General features: G+C 64.9%; 12 protein-coding genes and 3 pseudogenes. 5 read left to right on the plus strand and 10 right to left on the minus strand.

Annotated elements, in window-relative coordinates:
- Positions 1-149: 149 nt before the first annotated feature.
- The 3 genes from AB3L03_RS30535 (at position 150) to AB3L03_RS30545 (ending at position 2,633) form a co-directional block, all read left to right on the plus strand.
- The gene (locus AB3L03_RS30535; RefSeq protein WP_368507612.1) at positions 150-1,178 is read left to right on the plus strand and encodes an NAD(P)/FAD-dependent oxidoreductase; all 1,029 of its coding nucleotides are present in this window, start codon (positions 150-152) and stop codon (positions 1,176-1,178) included.
- Positions 1,179-1,294: 116 nt separating this feature from the next.
- Positions 1,295-1,897: a DUF2147 domain-containing protein gene (locus tag AB3L03_RS30540; protein ID WP_204511761.1), complete on the plus strand. Its 603-nt coding sequence runs from the start codon at positions 1,295-1,297 to the stop codon at positions 1,895-1,897.
- 379 nt (positions 1,898-2,276) lie between these two features.
- On the plus strand, positions 2,277-2,633 hold the full coding sequence (locus AB3L03_RS30545) for a hypothetical protein (protein ID WP_368507613.1): 357 nt from the start codon (positions 2,277-2,279) through the stop codon (positions 2,631-2,633).
- 55 nt (positions 2,634-2,688) lie between these two features.
- Here the strand turns inward: AB3L03_RS30545 and AB3L03_RS30550 are convergent, their stop codons facing one another.
- The 10 genes and pseudogenes from AB3L03_RS30550 to AB3L03_RS30595 all read right to left on the minus strand — a co-directional run bounded on the left by AB3L03_RS30550 (position 2,689) and on the right by AB3L03_RS30595 (position 14,660).
- Positions 2,689-2,958: a hypothetical protein gene (locus tag AB3L03_RS30550; RefSeq protein ID WP_085394480.1), complete on the minus strand. Its 270-nt coding sequence runs from the start codon at positions 2,956-2,958 to the stop codon at positions 2,689-2,691.
- Between the two features lie 259 nt (positions 2,959-3,217).
- Positions 3,218-4,758 (minus strand): annotated as a pseudogene (garD, locus tag AB3L03_RS30555) (galactarate dehydratase).
- A gap of 129 nt (positions 4,759-4,887) precedes the next feature.
- Positions 4,888-6,336, minus strand: a complete 1,449-nt coding sequence (locus tag AB3L03_RS30560) for an aldehyde dehydrogenase family protein (protein WP_085357952.1) — start codon at positions 6,334-6,336, stop codon at positions 4,888-4,890.
- Between the two features lie 17 nt (positions 6,337-6,353).
- Positions 6,354-6,521 carry a hypothetical protein gene (locus tag AB3L03_RS30565; protein WP_368509134.1) on the minus strand — a complete coding sequence of 56 codons (168 nt, stop codon included), beginning with the start codon at positions 6,519-6,521 and terminating at the stop codon, positions 6,354-6,356.
- An 18-nt stretch (positions 6,522-6,539) separates the two neighbouring features.
- Positions 6,540-7,696 (minus strand): annotated as a pseudogene (locus AB3L03_RS30570) (enolase C-terminal domain-like protein); the annotation flags it as partial.
- A 24-nt stretch (positions 7,697-7,720) separates the two neighbouring features.
- Positions 7,721-8,665, minus strand: a complete 945-nt coding sequence (gene kdgD, locus AB3L03_RS30575) for a 5-dehydro-4-deoxyglucarate dehydratase (RefSeq protein ID WP_027518956.1) — start codon at positions 8,663-8,665, stop codon at positions 7,721-7,723.
- Positions 8,666-8,789: 124 nt separating this feature from the next.
- The gene (locus tag AB3L03_RS30580; RefSeq protein ID WP_027518955.1) at positions 8,790-9,695 is read right to left on the minus strand and encodes a LysR substrate-binding domain-containing protein; all 906 of its coding nucleotides are present in this window, start codon (positions 9,693-9,695) and stop codon (positions 8,790-8,792) included.
- 123 nt (positions 9,696-9,818) lie between these two features.
- The gene (locus AB3L03_RS30585) at positions 9,819-11,171 is read right to left on the minus strand and encodes an MFS transporter (RefSeq protein WP_368507614.1); all 1,353 of its coding nucleotides are present in this window, start codon (positions 11,169-11,171) and stop codon (positions 9,819-9,821) included.
- 297 nt (positions 11,172-11,468) lie between these two features.
- Positions 11,469-13,421 (minus strand): hypothetical protein, encoded by a 1,953-nt coding sequence (locus tag AB3L03_RS30590; protein ID WP_247398560.1) that lies wholly within the window; start codon positions 13,419-13,421, stop codon positions 11,469-11,471.
- A gap of 156 nt (positions 13,422-13,577) precedes the next feature.
- Positions 13,578-14,660, minus strand: a complete 1,083-nt coding sequence (locus AB3L03_RS30595; RefSeq protein ID WP_018457547.1) for a YbhN family protein — start codon at positions 14,658-14,660, stop codon at positions 13,578-13,580.
- 416 nt (positions 14,661-15,076) lie between these two features.
- Here AB3L03_RS30595 and AB3L03_RS30600 point away from each other — a divergent pair, with 416 nt between their 5' ends.
- Entirely contained in the window at positions 15,077-15,583 is a 507-nt protein-coding gene (locus tag AB3L03_RS30600; RefSeq protein WP_007612365.1) for a ferritin-like domain-containing protein, read from the plus strand.
- 153 nt (positions 15,584-15,736) lie between these two features.
- Positions 15,737-17,139, plus strand: a pseudogene (locus tag AB3L03_RS30605) (MFS transporter).
- Positions 17,140-17,240 lie beyond the last annotated feature (101 nt).

Here is a 17,240-nt window from a genome sequence, read left to right on the forward strand (position 1 = left end):
CAGCCCAGTTATCCTGACCCGGCAAGTGGGCGCGGCCGCGGGGCGCTCCCGCTTTTATGCCTTCCCTGATCCATCCCCGTTGGCTAGACAGGCAGGGTCACCTCGGCCCAAAGGGCGCCGTCCCACCGAACGACCGATAAAGAGACGACATGAGCGACGCGATCAAAACCGATGTGCTGATTATTGGTGCCGGCCCCTGCGGTCTGTTCGCCGCCTTCGAGCTGGGCCTTCTCGACATGAAGACGCATTTCGTCGACATCCTCGACAAGGTCGGCGGCCAGTGCGCAGAACTCTATCCGGAAAAGCCGATCTACGACATTCCCGGCATTCCGCAGGTTTCGGGGCAGGGCCTCACCGACGCGCTGATGGAGCAGATCAAGCCGTTCCATCCGACCTTCCATCTCGGCGAGATGATCGAGACCGTCGAGAAAATCGGCGATCCGCTGTTCCGCTGCACCACGGACGCCGGCAAGGTGTTCGAATGCAAGGTGCTGGTGATCGCTGCCGGCGGCGGCTCGTTCCAGCCCAAGCGTCCACCGGTGCCGGGGATCGAAGCCTATGAAGGAAGCTCGGTGCACTACGCCGTGCGCAAGATGGAGACGTTCCGCGACAAGAACGTGCTGATCGTGGGCGGCGGCGATTCCGCGCTCGACTGGACGCTCAATCTGCATCCGATCGCCAAGCGCATCACGCTCTTGCACCGTCGCGACGATTTTCGCGCCGCCCCCCACAGCGTCGAGCAGATGCGCGCGCTGGTCGCTGCCGGCAAGATGGATCTGCGCCTCGGCCAGGTCACCGCGCTGTCAGGCAGCGAGGGCAAGCTGAGCGGCGCCACCGTGAAGGGCAACGACAACAGCGTGAACGAAATCACCTGCGACACCATGCTGCCGTTCTTCGGGCTGACCATGAAGCTCGGTCCGGTCGCGAACTGGGGCATCGCGCTTGAGAACAATCTGGTGCCGGTCGAGACATCCGCGTTCGAGACCAACGTGCCAGGCATCTTCGCGATCGGCGACATCAACACCTATCCCGGCAAGATCAAGCTGATCCTGTGCGGCTTCCACGAGGGCGCGCTGATGTCGCAAAAAGCCCATCGCTACGTCTATCCGGAGAAGCGGCTCGTGTTCCAGTACACGACGTCGTCCTCCAGCCTGCAAAAGAAGCTCGGCGTCAACTGATGGCGGCGGGCGATGCCCCATGTTTCTGGTGCTGGAACAGTTCGCGAAATCGCCGTAGTCTGCGGCCATTGCAGTTGGCGGCTTAGCAAGGCGATTGGCTCAGCAAGGTGATGATAATGCGGACTCTCTTTTCCAGCTTTCGGCTGTTCTCGCTCCTCGCGCTCGCGATGACGCTCGGTGCGGTGAGCCCGGTTGTGGCGCAAGTGCAGCAGCCGACCGCCGCAGGCCTCTGGCAGAAGGTCGAAGACGGCAAGACGGTGGGATGGTTTCTCTTCATCGACCACAACGGTGTGTTCGAAGGAGTCATCGCAAAAACCTTCCCGCGACCCGGCGACGACCCGAACGAGGTCTGCGCGAAATGCACGGACGATCGCAAGAACGCGCCGGTGCTTGGGCTCTCCTTCATCCGCGACATGAAGCGCGACGGCCTGAAGTATGACGGCGGCAACGTGGTCAATCCTCGCGACGGCAACATCTGGAAGGCCAAGATGACGGTCAGCCCGGATGGGCAGACGCTGACGATGCGCGGTTTCCTCGGCATCTCCCTGTTCGGCAAGGACGAGACCTGGACGCGTCTTCCCGACGCCAACATCGCGCAGGTCGATCCCGCCATCGTCGCCAAATATCTCCCGGCGCAAGCAACCGCCGCGACCAAGCCCGTGCCCGTGCCCGCGGCGAAGAAGGGCGGCGCGATGATGGCGCCGGTGCCGAAGCAGTAGGGTCTACGTCACGCGCTGTGCCGCCTGAACTTCCGTAGCTCCACACACCGCCGTCATTGCCCGCGAAGGCGGGGACTCCAGTACGCCGCAGCCTCTCGGTGTTCTTGCGCGGTGTCCGTGGACTCCGTGCGCAATCGCGCATGCGGCCGGCTGAGACAGCGGAGAACTTGGCGCGCGAGCAGCGGTCATACCCGTCGAAAGACCAATGCGTGCCGGACGCGCGCCCAGTAGTTCCCGGAATGCGCGGTGGCGCCGGATTTGCATAGCTATCCGCAAAGCTGTTGGGGGATGAGTCGCCGTCCTTGACGCCTTCGCCGAGTCGCGGAAGGCGGACGGCAGCTATCGCCCCGCGGCGATGATCTCGATCCGCGGAGACGACATGAGACGTGCAATATCGTGTGCCGCCATGCTGCTGGTCCTGACGGAGCTGCTGACGGTCCCGATGATGGCGCGCGACGACGGGCGCTACGCCAACTCGCCATTAAAACCCTGGTTCGAGAGCCTGCACAGCGAATACGGCCAATGCTGCTCGGATGCCGACGGCTATATGGTCGCCGACGTGGACTGGGAATCCGACAAGGGCCGTTATCGGGTGCATCTCGACGGCGAATGGGTGATCGTGCCCGACGGCGCCGTCATCACCGAGCCGAACAAGATCGGCCGCACCATGGTGTGGAAGCACTATATCGACGGCCATCCGCGGGTGCGCTGCTTCATGCCGGGCAGCATGACCTAGAGTGAAACGTCATCCCGGGCGCCGCGCAGCGTCGAACCCGGAATGGCGTCGAGGCTTAGCGCGCCTCGTTGTTCGCGCTGACGTTCGCAAGCCGCTTCACGCGTGGCGACAGCACCGACATCTGCGCGGGCGAGGCGGGCATGCCGGCGACGATCATCGCGGGCGCAGTCGACTGCTCCTCGACGCCCGCGCCGCCGAGCACCTGGACTTGCGTCGCCGAGATCGGAAACGACGTCACTTCGTAAGAGGGAAGCTCGCCGGCGAACGCGCCTGACGAGTTGGCAATCATCGCTGCGGCAACGGCAATCATCGAAAGAACGCGCATTGGAAAATCTCCGTGAGAAGTGGCAATCGGAGGTTAGGTCGCGGCGATGCCGCAACAGGTTCGCTCGTATGCGACCATTAGATCGCGGTCGCTGACTATTTGATTGCGTGATGTCGAGCGACGAAGCGCGAAGGAAGTTTTCCGCGCCAATGTTTCCGGACGGTTTCGCGGGAGCGGTCGCGCGGTGACGCGTCGGTGCCCCACGTCCCGAAACGGCACCAATGCATCCACGCGGCGAGGCAGCGTCCGCGCGCGGCGCTCAGGTCACTGGCGCCGGATTGAACAGCGTCAAATCGTTGTGGATGCCCCAACGATCCGACCAGGGCTTGGTGCGGCCGCTGGCGACGTCGAGGATCAGGCGGAACAGGTCCCAGCCGGTCTCCTCGATGGTCTTCTCGCCGGTGGCGATCCCGCCGGCATCGAAATCGATCAGGTCCTTCCAGCGTCGCGCCAGCTCGCTTCGAGTCGCGACCTTGATCACGGGCGCAGCCGCAAGGCCGTAGGCGTGCCGCGGCCCGTTGTGAACACCTGCAGCGTCATGCCGGAGGCGAGCTGGAGCGTGCCGCAGATGAAGTCGGACGCCGGCGTTGCCGCAAACAGCATGCCCTTCTGCGTCGCCTTCTCGCCGGGCGAGAGGACGCCGGTGATCGCGCTTGATCCGGACTTGACGATCGAGCCGAGCGACTTCTCGACGATGTTGGCGAGGCCGCCCTTCTTGTTGCCGGGCGTGGTGTTGGCGCTGCGGTCCGCGCCGCCACGGGCCAGATAGGAATCGTACCAGGCCATCTCGCGGACCAGCGCGCGGCCGACGTCCTCGTTGATGGCGCGCCGCGTGAGCAACTGGATCGCGTCGCGCACTTCGGTGACTTCCGAGAACATCACGGTGGCGCCGGCGCGCACCAGCAGGTCGGCGGCGAAGCCGACCGCAGGGTTCGCGGTGACGCCGGAGAACGCGTCGCTGCCACCGCATTGCAGGCCGATGACGAGATCGGCGGCCGGGCAGGTCTCGCGGGTGCGCTTGTTGAGGATCTTGAGGCGGGCCTCTGCCTGGGTCATGATTGCCTCGACGATGGCGCCAAAGCCGTCGAAGGCTTCGTCCTGCATGCGCACGATGGCATTGCTGACGCCTTCCGGCACCAGACGCTCGGGCGCAAGCTTCTCGCAGCCGAGGCTGATGACCAGGATCTCGCCGCCGAAATTCGGGTTCTGTGCGATGTTTTGCAGCGTGCGGATCGGAATCACGGCATCAGGCGCGTTGATGGCGACGCCACAGCCATAGGCATGCGTCAGCGGCACGACGTCGTCGACATTCGGATATTTCGGCAGCAGCTCGGCGCGGATGCGCTTCACCGCATATTCCATCGTGCCCTTGACGCATTGCACCGAGGAGGAGATGCCGAGGATGTTCTTGGTGCCGACCGAGCCGTCGGAATTGCGAAAGCCTTCGAACGTGAAACCTTCGAGCGGCGGCAGCGGCGCGGGAACGGCGGTGGAGATTTCCAGCTTGTCGAGGGCAGGGGCCTCCGGCATACGGATGCGCGCTTCGTCCAGCCATTCGCCGGCCAGGATCGGCGCGAGCGCATGGCCGATTACCTCGCCATAGCGGATGATCGGGGCGTCCTGCGGGATGTCGACCAGCGCCGTCTTGTGTCCCTGCGGCACGAAGGCGCGCAGCGTCAGCCCGCTGGCGAAGCGGGAGCCGGCGGGAAGCCCGAAATCATTGACAACGATCGCGACGTTGTCGCGCTCGTTGAGCTTGATGTAGCGAGGCTGCTCTTTCGCTGCGACTGACTGGTCCATCTGCTTTACCTCGGAAACTCAAGTCGTAGGGTGGGCAAAGGCGCAAAGCGCCGTGCCCACCATGCTTCGTGCCGAACGTAAGCGGTGGGCGCGCTTCGCTTTGCCCACCCTACGATATCTTGCCCGTGGTTAGCCGGGATAGGTATAGGCGGTCTTCACCGTCGTGTAGAACTCGCGGGCATAGGAGCCCTGTTCGCGGGCGCCGTAGCTCGAACCCTTCCGGCCACCGAACGGCACGTGATAGTCGACGCCGGCCGTCGGCAGATTGACCATCACCATGCCGGACTCGCTGTTGCGCTTGTAGTGCGAGGCGTATTTCAGGCTGCTGGTGCAGATGCCGGAGGCGAGGCCGAACTCGGTGTCGTTGGAGATCGCGAGCGCCTCCTCGTAGTTCTTGGCGCGAATGACGGCGGCGACCGGGCCGAAGACCTCCTCGCGCGAAATGCGCATGTTGTTGTTGGCCTCGGTGAACAGCGCCGGCTGGAGGTAGTGGCCGGGCGTTTCGCGCTTGAGCAACTCGCCGCCCCAGGCGAGCTTGGCACCCTCGTCCTGGCCGATCTTTATGTAGCGCAGGTCCTGGTCGAGCTGGCTCTGGTCGACCACCGGGCCGATATGCACGCCGGCCTTGAGCGCGTCGTCCACCGTGAGGCCTTTCAGGCGCTCGGTCACCGCCGCAACGAAACGGTCGTGAATACCTTCGGTGACGATCAGGCGCGAGGACGCCGTGCAGCGCTGGCCGGTGGAGAAATAGGCGCCGTTGACGGCGACTTCGACGGCGGTCTTGAGATCGGCGTCGTCGAGCACGACCAGCGGGTTCTTGCCGCCCATCTCGAGCTGGAATTTCTTCATGTTGCTCGAGGTCACGCAGGCCTGCGCGATCTTGCGCCCCGTCTGCACCGAGCCGGTGAAGGTGATCGCGGCGACGTCGGGATGCTCGATCAGGGTCTGGCCGACCACGGAGCCCGAGCCGACAACGAGGTTGAACACGCCGGCCGGGATGCCGGAGCGGGTGATGATCTCGGACAGCGCATGCGCCGAGCCCGGCACCAGTTCGGCAGGTTTGAACACCACGGTGTTGCCGTAGCAGAGCGCCGGCGCGATCTTCCAGGCCGGGATCGCGATCGGGAAATTCCAGGGCGTGATCATGCCGACGACGCCCATCGGCTCACGGGTGAGCTCGACGTCGATGCCGGGACGGACGGAAGCGCCCTTCTCGCCGATCATGCGCAGCGCCTCGCCGGCGAAGAATGCGAAGATCTGGCCGGCGCGCGCGACCTCGCCAATTCCTTCCGGCAGCGTCTTGCCTTCCTCGCGGGCGAGCAGGCGGCCGAGCTCTTCCTTACGGGCGATGATTTCGAGAGAGATCTTGTTCAGCGCGTCATAACGCGCCTGCGGTGTCGACTGCGCCCAAGCGGGGAAGGCGGCCTTGGCGGCTGCGATCGCCTTCTCGGTCTGGGCCTTGTCGGCCTTGGCGTATTCGCCGACGACGTCGTTGGTGTTGGAGGGGTTGATGTTCTTGGTGACGGCGGAGCCATCGACCCATTCGCCGCCGATGAAGTTCTTCAGGATCGCAGTCATAGCTTCCTCCAGAGTTTTTAACGAACCAGGCAAGGACGCTTGTCGTCGAAGGTCCAGCCGGGGATCAGGTCCTGCATGGCAATAGCGTCATCGCGGGCGCCGAGTCCATGCTGCTTGTAGAGGTCATGCGCGGCGTCGATGGCGGCCCTGTCGATTTCGATACCCAGGCCCGGCCTATCCGGCACCGCGATCTTGCCGGCCTTGATCTGGAGCGGCTCCTTCGTCAGGGCCTGACCGTCCTGCCAGATCCAGTGTGTGTCGATCGCGGTGACCTTGCCGGGGCGGCGGCGCCGACATGGGTGAACATGGCGAGTGAGATGTCGAAATGGTTGTTGGAGTGCGAACCCCAGGTCAGGCCGTTGTCGCGGCAGGTCTGGGCCACGCGCACCGAGCCTTGCATGGTCCAAAAATGGGGATCGGCCAGCGGAATGTCCACCGCGCCGAGGCGCAGCGCATGGGACAATTGCCGCCAATCGGTCGCGATCATGTTGGTCGCGGTGGGCAGGCCCGTTGCGCGGCGGAACTCGGCCATGATCTCACGGCCGGAGAAGCCGCCTTCGGCGCCGCAGGGGTCCTCGGCATAGGCGAGGATGCCGTGCATGTCCTTGCAGAGGCTGATGGCCTCGTCGAGCGACCATGCGCCGTTCGGATCCAGAGTCACGCGCGCATTCGGAAAGCGCTTGGCGATCGCGGTGACGGCCTCGATCTCCTGCTCGCCGCGCAGCACGCCGCCCTTGAGCTTGAAATCGGCGAAGCCGTAATGGTCGTGGGTGGCTTCCGCGAGCCGCACCACGGTCTCCGGCGTCATCGCCTCCTGATGGCGGAGGTTGAACCATTCCGCCTTGCCGGTCTCGCCGCCGACATAGTCGAGCTTGGATTTGCGGCCGTCGCCGACGAAGAAGAGATAGCCCAGCGTCTCGACGCTGGTGCGCTGCTGGCCCTCGCCGAGCAGGGCTGCGACCGGCAGGTTGAGATGCTGGCCGAGCAAATCGAGCAGCGCGGACTCCACGGCCGTGACGGCGTGGATCATGACGCGGAGATCAAAAGTCTGCTTGCCGCGGCCGCCGGCATCGCGATCGGCGAAGGCGGTCCTGATATCGGCGAGGATGTTGTTCATCGCGCCGACGGTCTTGCCGATCACGAGATCACGGGCGTCCTGCAGTGTCTGCCAGATCTTCTGCCCGCCAGGCACCTCGCCGAAGCCGGTGTGACCGGCATTGTCGGTGAGGATGACGATGTTGCGGGTGAAGAACGGCGCATGCGCGCCGCTCAGATTGAGGAGCATGCTGTCACGGCCTGCGACCGGGATCACCTGCATCGCGGTGACGACCGGTGCGCCAGTGATCTCGGTCTTGACCATCGCAGGCTCCTCCCTGTGTTGTTGTTATTCTGCAGCCTGTTGTGACGATCGGATGGCGGGCAGATTCTTCACCAGCGCCGTGACTTCCGCGATCTCCTGCTCGGTGAGGTCGGTCAGCGGCGGGCGGACCGGGCCGGAATCGCGGCCGATCACCTTCATGCCGGCCTTGATGATCGAGACCGCATAGCCCTTCTTGCGGTTGCGGATCGCGATCAGCGGCAGGATGAAGTCCTTCAGGCCGGCGTGGATCGTCGCGTGGTCGCGCTTGCGCACGGCGGCGTAGAAGTTGGTGGCGAATTCCGGAACGAAGTTGAATACCGCCGAGGAGTAGGTGGTCACGCCCATATCGAGGTAGGGCAGCGCGAAGGTCTCAGCGGTCGGCAGGCCGCCGATATAGGTCAGGCGGTCGCCGAGCTTGGTGTAGACGCGGGTCATCAGCTCGATGTCGCCGATGCCGTCCTTGTAGCCGACGAGGTTCGGGCAGCGTTCGGCGAGGCGGGCGAGCGTATCGGGCTGGAGGATGGCGTTGTCGCGGTTGTAGACGATGACGCCGATCTTCACGGAGGCGCAGATCGCTTCCACATGGGCAGCAAGGCCGTCCTGCTCGGCATGGGTGAGATAGGGCGGCAGCAGCAACAAGCCGTCGGCGCCCGCCTTCTCCGCGCCGATCGCGATCTCGCGCGCGGTGGCGGTGCCGTAGCCGGTGCCGGCGAGCACGGGCACGCGGCCCTTGGTCTCATCCACGGCGATCTTGACGACCTGCGGAACCTCGGCCGCCGTCAGCGAGAAGAACTCGCCGGTGCCGCCTGCGGCGAACAGGCCTGCGACGTCATAGCCGCAGAGCCAGTCCATGTTGGCGCGGTAGGTCGTCTCGTCGAAGGAGTAGTCCGCCTTGAACGGCGTGACGGGGAAAGACAGCAGGCCGGATCCGATCTTCTGGGCCATTTCCTGCGGGGTCATCTTGCTCATGGGCGCTGCTCCCTGGTCTCGTGTTGTGGAGGACGCAAAGGTTGCGCGTCCATGCGCCGTGGTTTAGGAGACCGTTCGATGCGGGTCCAAGCCAAAGCCTATATCGACCGATGCGAAATCAGCATCAATCTTCCATCACCTCCGCCGAGGACAATTCGCTCGCGATCTTGACGAGCGCCGAGAGCAGCGGATTCTCGTCGTCGCGGCGCCAGACCATGAACAACTCGACCGGGACGCGGGTGCGCAGCTTCAGCGGCCGCAGGCGGACGTCCGCGATCTTCAGGCTCGCCGCAGCCGCCGGCACGATGGCGAGGCCGAGGCCGGCGCGCACCATGGCGAGGATGGAGTGGATCTGGCTCAGGTGCTGGACATAGCGCGGCAGGATGTCGGCGCGGGTGAACAGCGCCACCAGCACGTCGTGGAAGTAGCGGCTCTCATAGGGCGAATACATCACGAAGGGCTGGTTGTCGAAATCCTTGATCGTGATGGTCTCGGCATTCGCCAGCGGATGCTTTTTCGGGATCGCGGCGAGCAGGGGCTCGGCGACGACGCGGCGGCTGGCGATTTCGGGGCGCGCGATCGGGGGCCTGAGCAGGCCGGCATCGATCTGGCCCGAGGTCAACGCCTCGAACTGGTCGCCCGACACCATCTCCTTCAGCGAGAAGTCCACCTCGGGCAGCTTGGCGCGGCAGGCGGCGACGAGTTCGGGGAGGAAGCCGTAGGCGGCGGCCGCGGTGAAGCCGATCTTCAGCGAGCCGGACTTGCCGAGCGCGATACGGCGGGCGACCTGCGAGGCGCTTTCCGCAAGCTTCAGGATGCGCCGCGCTTCCGGCAGGAAGCTGCGCCCGGCAGGCGTCAGGCGCACCGAGCGGCTGGTACGCTCCAGCAGCGGCGCATCGATGATGTGCTCGAGCACCTGGATCTGCCGGGACAGCGGCGGCTGGGTCATGTTCAGCCGTGCGGCGGCGCGGCCGAAATGCAATTCCTCCGCTACCGTGACGAAACAGCGGAGCTGGTTGAGGTCGAACATCGATACATGCCTTAGATGGATAAGGCGTTTCCCCGGCGCTTCTAGCATCGATTACTCCCAAAACAAAGACGGCGGCCGTGAAGCCGCCGTTAAGTTGCCTGGTCAAGCTCCCATGGGGAGCCCTCAGGAGGAACGTTTGAGCACCACGCGCTCGATCTTGCCGACAACCACGAGATAGGCGAATGCGGCCACCAGCGCATTGGCGCCGACGAATATCAGCGCCCCGTTGAAGGAGCCGGTCGCGGCCAGGATGTAACCGATCACGATCGGAGTGCTGATCGAGGAGAGATTGCCGAAGGTGTTGAACAGGCCGCCCGAGACGCCGCCGGCTTCCTTCGGCGAGGTGTCGGAGACGACAGCCCAGCCGAGCGCGCCGATGCCCTTGCCGAAGAAGGCGAGCGCCATGAAGCCGACCACCAGCGCTTGGCCGTCGACATAGTTGCAGGCGATGATCGACATCGACAGCAACATGCCGCCGACGATCGGGATCTTGCGCGCCATCGTCAACGAGCCGGTCTTGCGCAGGATCGCGTCGGAGATGACGCCGCCGAGCACGCCGCCGATGAAGCCGCACAGCGCCGGCAGCGTCGCGACGAAGCCGGCTTGCAGGATCGAGAGGCCGCGCTCCTTCACGAGGTAGACCGGGAACCAGGTCAGGAAAAAATAGGTCAGCGTGTTGATGCAGTACTGGCCGAGATAGACGCCGAGCATCATGCGGTTGGAAAGCAGCTGGCGGATGTGGTCCCACCCGGAGCCGGCCTCGGGCGCGCGCTCTTGCTTCAGATCGTCTTTGGGCGCGTCGAGATCGACCAGCGCGCCGCCGTCCTTGATGTAGTCGAATTCAGCCTCGTTGATGCCGGGGTGCTCTTTCGGCCCGTAGACGGTCTTGATCCAGACCAGGCCCATGATGATTCCGAGCGCGCCCATCACGAAGAACACATAGCGCCAACCGTAGTCGTGCGCGATCCAGCCCATCAACGGCGCGAAGATCACGGTTGCGAAATACTGCCCGGAATTGAAGAACGCAGAGGCGGTGCCGCGCTCGTTGCTCGGAAACCAGGCCGCGACAATGCGGGCGTTGGCGGGGAAAGACGGCGCTTCGGCGATGCCGACGAGGAAGCGCAGGCCGAACAGCACGGTGATCGCGGTGCCGGCGCTGAAGAAGCCGACCCAGCCCTGCATCGTCGTGAACAGCGACCAGACGATGATGCTGAAGGCATAGACGAGGCGGGAGCCGTAGCGGTCGAGCAGCCAGCCGCCCGGCACCTGCGCGATCACATAGGACCATCCGAACGCCGAGAAGATGTAGCCCATCGCGACGGGATCGAGATGCAGCTCCTTGGAGAGCGCGGGGCCCGCGATCGACAACGTGGCGCGGTCGGCATAATTGACGGTCGTGACCAGGAACAACATGGTCACGATGAACAGCCTGACGCGAGACCTTCTCACGTCCGTTGCGGACATCACTGCGCTCATTGCGCGCCTCCTTAGAACTCGAAACGTTTCCCCACTGCGACTCCTAGAGGTGCGCGCGGCAAAGTGTCCAAGTTCAAGGCAGTATCGATCGATGCTGCTTTTGGATCGATGGAACGGCAGGTCGGAGGAACGACTGAGGTGATGGACCAGATTGGCACCACGCACGCCGTTGTCATTGCCCGCGAAGGCGGGAAATCCAGTACGCCGCGACGTCTCGATTCAATTACGTCTGTCACGAAGTACTGGATCGCCCGCCTGCGCGGGCGACGACAGTGTGCGGGTAGAGGCCGCGCGCGTTTACTGCCGCGCGCCGGGCAGCAGCGGCGCGAGCAGCCCGCGTGTCACGCCCGGCGGTGCCGCATCCAGACCCAGCACGGCGCTTGCGGCCGGGAGCGCCGCGTCCGCCATCGCGGCGTGGCCTTCGGCGCTCGGATGCACGGCGCCGCCATAGACGGCGGAGAGCACGCCCCAGGTCGCGTCATGGATGTCAGTCGGCTGGCTTGCTGCCGGCAAGCCTTGCGGATAGGTCATCGCGGCGAAATAGCTGTCATTGGCGTCGCGGATCCAGCGCGCGCGCGGCAAATAGGCGCGGAATTCGGAGGCGCCGCGGCCGCACAGCATTGGCTGGCTCGCCGCGCTCACGATGTCAGGATTGAAGCTCTGGCCGTTCTCGGCAAAGCAGGTGCGGTCGAATTCAGGATCGTTGCCCGAATGCGCGCAGAAGCCGTGATCGGCGAACGCCGCCTGATGCGAATCCACGAAGGTCATGCGATCGGCCTCGGGATCGCGGCACAGCGCGCCGCGGGTGCAGGTGGCGAGCCCCTTCAGTTGCGGCAGGAATTCGGTGTCGACGAAAGTCGAGACGCGGGCGAGGCGCTGCGGATCGGCGTTGAAGGATGGATGGATGTCGAAGCCGGCGCGGCCGCCGCGGCAGGGCACCCCGCCATCGGCGAGCGCCGGGTTGGCGTAGGAGACGTAGACCACGTGCGAGAGGTCGCCGCCGACCAGCGGCTTCAGCGCCTCACGCAGCTTGACGAAATTCTGCGGCAGCTCGCGCGCCAGCGCATCGCGGGAATCATCGACGCTCGCCATCACGCCGGAGCGGCGGAATATCGCGCGCTCGGTTGCGGTCTCGACGATCACGTCGGCGACGAGGCCGGAGAAATAGACGTCGTTGGCGCCGACCGAGAGCAGCACGAGGTCGAGCGTGCGCTCGGGCTGGCGTTTCCTGGCGGCGGTCAGCGCCTCGCGCAGCTCGGCGACCTGCGCGTTCACGCTGATGTTGCAGACGCCGGTCTTGCCGGGCGGGCATTCGCGGGCGCGTTGCGAGCCGAGCAGCCCGTCGCTGATGCTGGCGCCGGTGCAGGCGAGCGGCAGAAAGGTCACCGCGACGTGGGTGTAGCGTACCGCAAGCGCCAGCGCGGTGCGGGCCTGGTAGCTGTAGAGCGATCGGTGGCAAGGCGAGTTGAACCAGAGGGCGCTGTAGCGCTGCCAGTTGGCAAGCGTATCCGGCGCTTCGCAGGCGCGGCCGCCCTTGAAGCCGGCTCGGCTCGGCCGGTAATACTGCGCGCCGGCGGTGCCGAGATAGGAGCGGAAGCAAAAACCTTCGTCCGACAGCGCCAGCGGCCGGTCCGGATTGCCTTCGCCCGAGGCGATGCTGTCTCCGAGGCCAGCGACGAAGATGTCGCGGACCTGGATCTCGGTCTGGACCCGCTGGGTCGGATCGGAGCCGGAGGAGACATCGACGCTCGCGACCGTCTGTTTGCCGTAGCGGACCCGCAGATTGATCGGCTCGGCGCAGTCGAAGGTGGATTGTTGCGGCCCGTCGCCGTCGTCGAACGACCAGGCGCAGGTGGCGCCGACCGGCACCGCGCCGGCGAGGCGCACGGTGACGGGATGGTCGATGGGGGTGAGGTAGTTTTCCTTCGTGTTGTCGCGGGTGCAGGGCTGGTTGACCCGGCCCTGGAGGTCGATGCAGAGCCGGTTGACCATGTTGCGGGCCCAGCCGCGGCCCTCGCTCTGGAGCTCCAGCGATTGCTCGGCGGCGAGGATGCTGCGGTTACGCGCGTTCTCGACATGGAGCAGGAAGTCGCGCTCCTCGCGGAACAGCCGGAAGCGGTTTCGTACCTCCCAGCTGATCTGCATGGCGCCCGCGTCCTGCGCGGCCGCCCGCTCCGGCGGCAAGGCGGTGAGGAGCCCGGCGAGCAGGAGGGCACCGGCGAGGAAACGGCGATGGAATAAAGGGATCATGGCTCGCGTCTTCAACGGCAAAGTTGAGGCGGAAATAAGAGAGCTGCTCTCCGCCTGCAACATTGGTCTGACGGTTTTGCGGGCCGGCGTCCAGCGGACTATCGTGGGCGCATGATCTTTTCGGAAAACCGCTTCGCACTTCTCCGGATATCACGCTCAGCGTTTGCTGGCCTGCCGCAGCGACCGCTCGCGCTCCATCGCTGCCACCTGCTTGGGCAGGTTGGCCTGCGCGCAGGCCTCCGCCAGCCGGCGGCGCTCCTGCCAGGGCTCCACCACATTCATCCAGAGCTCGCGTGCGCCCATGATGGAGATGGCAAGACCGAACGGGATCACGAAATAGAGGATGCGGAAGACGAGGAGCGTGGCCAGAAGCTGCTCGCGGCCGAATTCGGGCAGCGCCACCAGCATGGCGGCGTCAAACACGCCGAGCGAGCCGGGGGCGTGGCTGGCGAAGCCGAGCAAAGTCGCCAAAATGAACACCACGGAGAGCGACAGGAAGTCGATCTGCGGAGTGGCCGGCACCAGAAGGTACATCGCCAGCGCGCAGAATCCGAGATCGACGACGCCGATCAGGATCTGCACCAGCGTCAGCGGCGCTGAGGGCAGCACCACCTTCCAGCCTTTCTGGCCAAGCTCGCGGCGCTTCTCGCCCATGCACAGCCAGACCAGATAGGCGCCGATCGAGGCGAGGCCGCCGATCGCAATCAGCCGGTTGATCGACGACGGCAGCTGATCCATGTAGGAGGCGGCATCCGGATGGATGGCCATGCCGATCGAGAGCACGAAGATGTTACCGAGCCAGAAGGTCAGGCCCGACAGGAAGCAGATTTTTGCGACGTCGATCGCATTCAGCCCGTAATCCGAATAGATCCGGAAGCGGATCGCGCCGCCGGTGAAGACGGTGGCGCCGATATTGTGGCCGATCGAATAGGACGTGAAGCTGGAGAGCGCTGCAATGCGATAGGGCACGTGCTTCTTGCCGATCGTTCGCAGTGCAAAAAAGTCGTAGAAGGTCAGCGTACAGAACGCGAAGCATACGCAGATCGCCGCCAGCCCGATATTGCCGCGGGGGATCTCGGTCAACGCGGTCAGGATGACCCCGGTGTCGATGCCCTTCAGCGTCCGCACCAGCGTGGTGATCGCGAACGCGATGATGAAGACGCTCGCCGCAACGCCGAGTCGCCGCCAGCCGATCCATCTCTTGAAGCCGCGCTTCAGCGCGGTCAGCAGTCCGTGCATTCATCCTCCCGGCGGGGGCAAGACCGACCAGGCCAGACATTGGCCGGTCGGATGCGATCAGTGCCCGATGTGGGCTTGGATCGCTAGGCATGATGTAGCTCATTTAAGGCAAAAACAGTGACTTGTGCAGCCCTTGACAAGGATAGGTTCTGCCTTGGACCAGCCACTTTGTCATACGCGGTTCACATCGGACGCGCGTTAAGCATATGAGTCGGGGGATCGGTCGCGTCCGTCCGTGACATAGTCTCAGATCCTGCATGGCCGGTATTGTTCCAGCGCAAGAGATGAGGGCTTTTTTGGAACGACGATGCCGTGCGCTGGTTAGTGCCGCATCAGCAATCGAACATGGCGGAATAACCGGCTTCTCCTGCAAGCCGGTGCCTCCGTGTTCCCACAACCCGGAGAGGATCGGACCGATGGGATTGTTCACAAAAGACATCAAAACCATGAACGACCTGTTCGTGCATCAGCTCCAGGACATCTATTACGCCGAGCAGCAGCTCACCAAGGCTCTGCCGAAAATGGCGGATAAGGCGACCGATCCGCAGCTGAAGCAGGGCTTTTTGACGCACCTCGAAGAAACCAGGGAGCACGTCAAGCGCCTCGAGGAAGTGTTCAAGATGCACGGTGCGCAGGTGAAGGCGGTTGATTGCCCCGCGATCGACGGCATCATCGAGGAAGCCGACGAGACCGCCGGCGAAGTCGCCGACAAGGCGGTGCTCGACGCCGCGCTGATCAACGCGGCACAGGCGGCGGAGCATTACGAGATCGTCCGCTACGGCAGCCTGATCGCCTGGGCCAAGCAACTCGGCCGCAACGACTGCGCCAGCGTGCTCGCCAAGACGCTCGAGGAGGAGAAGGCCACCGACAAGAAGCTGACCACGATCGCCGAGAGCAAGGTGAATCTGCGCGCTGCGAGCTGAGGCCAGGCGTAGCCAGAATAGAGCGTCGCGCGGCCATCCGCGCGACGCTCGAACATGACGCATCCGTCACGCATCCATCATTCGATCCTTGTCGTAACAGGACGAGGGGCTGGAAGCGTATCGTTCGCATGGGGCTGCAACCGAGATGGCAGCATGCGAGTAAGCACCGCAAGATACGAAGCCTTCGAAGCCGGCGTGCCGCATTCCGGCTCCCGGCTTGCAACGTCCCTCACCCTTGCCGCGATGAGCCTTGGTTATGGCGTGGTGCAACTTGACGTCACTGTTGTCAACACCGCGCTCGACGCGATGGGCAGGACGCTCGGCGGCGGCGTCGCTGAGCTGCAATGGGTTGTCAGCGCCTACACCATTGCGTTTGCCGCCTTCATCCTGACGGCCGGCGCGCTCGGCGACCGCATCGGCGCCAAGCGCGTCTTCATGGCGGGCTTCGCAATCTTCACCGCGGCCTCGCTCGCCTGTGCGCTGTCGCCCAATGCGACCGTCCTGATTGGGGCGCGGCTGGTCCAGGGCCTGGCGGCGGCGATCCTGGTGCCGAATTCTCTTGCCCTGCTCAATCATGCCTATCCGGACGACCGCGAGCGCGGCCGCGCCGTCGCGATCTGGGCGGCCGGTGCGAGCCTCGCGCTCACCGCGGGCCCCTTCGTCGGCGGCGCGCTGATCACGCTGGTCGGCTGGCGCGCGATCTTTCTCGTCAACCTTCCGATCGGCCTCATCGGCCTTTGGCTGAGTTGGCGCTATGCGACCGAGACCACGCGCGCGCCCTCACGCGAGATCGATCTGCCCGGCCAGCTCGCGGCAATTGGTGCGCTGGGGGCGCTCGCCGGCGCGATCATCGAGGGGGCGCGCTTGGCTGGCAGCATCTGGCTGTGCTCGCGGCGTTCGCTTCAGCCGCTCTCCTGGCGGTGCTGTTCGTCTGGCGCGAGAGCCGCGCGACGCAGCCGATGCTGCCCCTGTCCCTGTTCGATCACCGGCTGTTCAGCCTGACCGCGCTCGTCGGCCTGCTCGTGAACGTCGCGATTTACGGGTTGATCTTCGTGCTCAGCCTTTACTTCCAGAGGATCAACGGCCTGTCGGCGTGGTGGACCGGTCTCGCCTTTGTGCCGATGATGGCGGTGGTGCTGCCGGTCAATCTGCTGGCGCCGCGCCTCGCCGAGCGTATCGGCCCGTGCCCGACCATCGTCGTCGGAGCCTGCGTCTCGGCGCTCGGCTGTCTCGGCCTGCTGTGGATCGAGGCCGGCACAAGCTATTGGGCGATCTTTGCGCAGATGATCGCGATCAGCAGCGGACTTGGGCTGCTGGTGCCGCCGCTGACCTCGACCTTGCTGGGCAGCGTCGAGAAGGCACGCTCCGGCATCGCGGCGGGCGTCCTGAACGCGACGCGGCAGACAGGCAGCGTGCTCGGCGTTGCGCTGTTCGGTTCGCTGGTGGCCTCGGAAGGCGCGTTTGTGACCGGCCTGCACCTGTCGCTGGTCGTGTCGGCGGCCGTGCTGCTGCTCGCCGCCGCCGTGATCGGCCTCGGCGCGCCTTCGCGCGGATGAACAATCCGAGCGATTGAACACAGCTTCCGTTCACCATCCCCGAAACAGGCACGTAGCCGGTTACCGACTGTCCATCTCTGTCGGTTCAAGTGTGGGTCGAT

It is taken from the genome of Bradyrhizobium lupini (assembly GCF_040939785.1).
Classification (GTDB): Bacteria; Pseudomonadota; Alphaproteobacteria; order Rhizobiales; family Xanthobacteraceae; genus Bradyrhizobium; species Bradyrhizobium canariense_D.